General features: G+C 42.3%; 3 protein-coding genes. 1 reads left to right on the top strand and 2 read right to left on the bottom strand.

The window, feature by feature from the left end:
* Positions 1 to 1182, top strand: a 1182-nt coding sequence (locus tag VN429_RS06215) for an aldo/keto reductase (RefSeq protein ID WP_325631011.1), incomplete at its 5' end; no start/stop codon positions are given.
* Positions 1183 to 1309: 127 nt separating this feature from the next.
* Here the strand turns inward: VN429_RS06215 and VN429_RS06210 are convergent.
* Positions 1310 to 1858, bottom strand: coding sequence for a chemotaxis protein CheW (locus VN429_RS06210; RefSeq protein WP_325631008.1), 549 nt, complete (start codon positions 1856 to 1858; stop codon positions 1310 to 1312).
* 34 nt (positions 1859 to 1892) lie between these two features.
* A partial coding sequence (locus tag VN429_RS06205; RefSeq protein ID WP_325631006.1) for a methyl-accepting chemotaxis protein occupies positions 1893 to 3513 on the bottom strand: 1621 nt, incomplete at its 5' end.

The raw sequence follows: 3513 nt of genomic DNA, 5'->3' as shown, positions 1-3513 counted from the left end.
GATATAAACATGTTATACAGAATCAATCCAAAAACCGGGGATAAATTATCCATTCTTGGATTTGGTTGTATGCGTCTTGCATTAAATGATGATGGTTCTATTAATGAAGAACGAGCCAGACAGGAACTCCGGTATGCAGTTGATCATGGTGTAAATTACATCGATACGGCCTGGCCTTACCACAAAGGAGAAAGTGAGTTGTTTGTGGGCAGGGCCCTTTCAGATGGATATCGTCAAAGAGTCAAGCTGGCAACAAAGTTACCTTCACGGCTGATTGAACGTCATGAAGAGTTGGATAATTACCACAATACCCAGCTTAAGAGGCTTCAGACCGATAAAATTGATTATTACCTTCTTCATTCACTCACCGGAGAATTATGGATGAAGATGGAAAGCCTTGATATTAAAGAATTTCTAGATACAGCCAAGGCAGATGGGAGAATCGGCTGTACTGGGTTTTCATTTCATGGCAATGGAAAGGATTTTCAGAAAATTATTGATGCATACAACTGGGATTTTTGCCAGATACAATATAACTTCCTGGATAAAGAAAAACAGGCCGGAACAACTGGTCTAAAATATGCAGCTTCAAAAGGCATTGGGATTATCGTTATGGAACCACTCAGGGGAGGGAGCCTGACTAATTCTATTCCTCAAGAAGTACAGGAGATCTGGGATAAAGCTGAGGTAAAGAGAACTCCTGCTGAATGGGCATTACGATGGGTCTGGAACCATCCTGAAGTGACAGTTGTTCTCTCAGGGATGAATGAAGAGACACATATTGAGGAAAATATTGCGATTGCAGATCAAGCATATCCGCATTCACTTACCAAACCTGAATTGGATCTGATCAACAATGTTGAGAGAAAATATTTTGAACTATTCAAAGTTAGTTGCACTGGCTGTAAATATTGTGTACCCTGCCCGGCAGGAGTAAATATTCCTCTATGCTTTGATATCTATAACAGTTTGTATCTTAATGGAAACATAGAGCAGGTAAAATCCCGGTATACGACCAGATTAAGTGGAGCCCGCAATGCAGGGAAACCGGAATATGCTTCACAATGCATCCAGTGCAACATGTGTCTTGAGAAATGTAGCCAGCAGATAGATATCCCAACCGTCCTGAAAACAGTTGATATTGAATTGGGTAAGCCCGATCCGGATACCTCCATTTCATGAATCAGTAACAATCAGACTGAGATATTATCGTGGATTCAGGCTGTGTATATCTGACCGGAGAGAGATTCAGGAGCATGAAAAAATTGTTTTGAAAAATAAGAAAATAGATTTGTGCTATGTAGTATTATCAGAGTTCGTTTTTTATTGATTCACGAATTTTCTGAATATCAAGCCAGAGAACAAGTTTCTGCCCGGAGGTTTGATTTTTTCTGATCACTCCAAGGATAAATCTGGTTGTATGTGATGCATTTTCAGATTCACGTTCAATCTCTACAGCATGATGAGTGCTTACTGAATATACATCATCAACAAGGATTCCGATAGGCTTTTCTGAGTGGTCGCCGTCAAGAATAATGATCCTGGATTTCTTCTTTCCCTCTCCGGTATCACTAATATTTAACAATGTTTTCAGATCGACAATCGTGGTGATCGTGCCACGGAGATCCATGACTCCCCTGATATATACCGGGGTATTTGGAAGGGGAGTTATATCTGTTGGTGTAAGGACTTCTTTTGTACTGAACAGATTAATTGCAAAACATTCAGTCCCTAAAGTAAATTCTACAAACTGAAGATCCTCTGTGGTAGTCTTTTTTGATGTCCCCTTTTTTGTAATGGGTGTAATTGCCTGATGAGCATGAGGATTAAAATTTTGATCTATATCCGTTATTTCCATAATTCCTCCTGATAGGTTGAGGAGATCTATCCTCTCACCCATTCAGTCGTGCGACCGATTCATCAATTCTGGTTGCAATGACTGAAAGTTCGCTAATGATCTCTGATACCTGGTTGAGGGCTGAAGCAGTCTCTTCAGTTGCTGCTGCCGTACTTACTGCTTCCTCTGCTGTCTCTGTTGCCATCTCTTTTACTTCAGAGACACTGGATGTTATCTCCTCTACTGCTGCAGATTCTTCTTCTGAAAGGCTGGCCACTTCAGTCATGTGCATTGAGATCTCTTCCACCTGCTCTGCAATATGATGGAACAACTGGATAGTCTCTGTTATTGCAGTAGATCCCCTAGATACCTCGGTATTCGCAATATCCATTGCATTCGCTGCCCTCTGTGATTGTTGTTGTAAAGACGTTATGATCTTTGAGATGTTTTCTGCTGATCCCTGGGATTCCTGAGCGAGGGTCTTAACCTCGTCGGCTACGACAGCAAATCCCATACCTGCATCACCGGCACGTGCTGCTTCGATGGCAGCATTGAGGGCTAATAGATTAGTCTGATCTGCAATATCGCTGATAATTACAACGATCTTATTGATCTCATTCATCTGGTCTCTGATTTCGTTGATGATTACACCAACATCACTAACTGCTCCGTTAATTGCAACCATGCCGTTTTCTGCAACTGCTGCCTGCTTAACTCCTTTAGTTGAAGTACCGTTAGCTTCCTGGGTCAGTCTGCTTACAGAATCAACTTTTGTTGCAACAGTAGCCACAGACCGGTTCAGTTCCTCCATGGCTCCAAGAACCTGGTTCACAGCAGTGACACTCTTATCTGCATTTGCACTAACAACACCAGAACTCTGTGCAACTGATGCAGAACCAGAAGTTATTTCTTCAACACTTGCGGCAGCTTCTTCTGAAGAGGCTGAAAGAGCACTAACCTGTTCAGATATACTTTTTATTGCAGCAGAGAGTTCAGATCCAACGGTATTGAGCCCTTTTTTGAGTGCAATCAAGTCACCTTTGACAACAATCTCCTCATTAAACCGTGCTGAAAATCTGGCATGTGAATATTGATCAGCTACTCTGAGTGCCTCATTAAGCGGGGTTGTGATTGCATCAAGCATATTGTTGATCCCGATGATGATATTCTGGTAAGCTCCGGTAAACCGGGTTGTATCTCCCCGTTTTTGGAGTTGTCCTTCCTCAGCTTCTGATATGAGTGTACCAACTTCTCCCACAATGTTGTTGATTGCTGAAATCAGTTGGTTGAATGCCGGTGCAATCTCGTCTTTGTCATCCTGGGCCGTAATTGAGAGTGAAATATCCCCTTCTGCTATCTGTTTCATTCCGCCAATTATGACAAACTGGAGTTCATCAGAAAAACTGTCCATTGCCGCTGTAAGTTCTCCGATTTCATCCTTTCGGGTCATCTTCAGCCTGTTTCCGAGATGGCCGGTGCTCATCTCTTTCATCATGTATACCCCACGTGCCAGCGGTCCGGTTATACTCTTACTAATGATCGTTCCGAGAGAGAGTGCAGCAATGGCACCGATGATTATCGAAACGGTGATGAGGATAATGATTGATGAAACGGTATCTGCCCCCTCTGCAGAAAGGTCCTTGGCATCATTGATATTTAATGTAATCAATTTATCC

The organism is Methanospirillum sp. (assembly GCF_035560735.1).
In the GTDB taxonomy this organism is placed as follows: domain Archaea; phylum Halobacteriota; class Methanomicrobia; order Methanomicrobiales; family Methanospirillaceae; genus Methanospirillum.
Note: the sequence above shows the minus strand (reverse complement) of the source record. Positions and strands in the feature narration are given on the sequence as shown.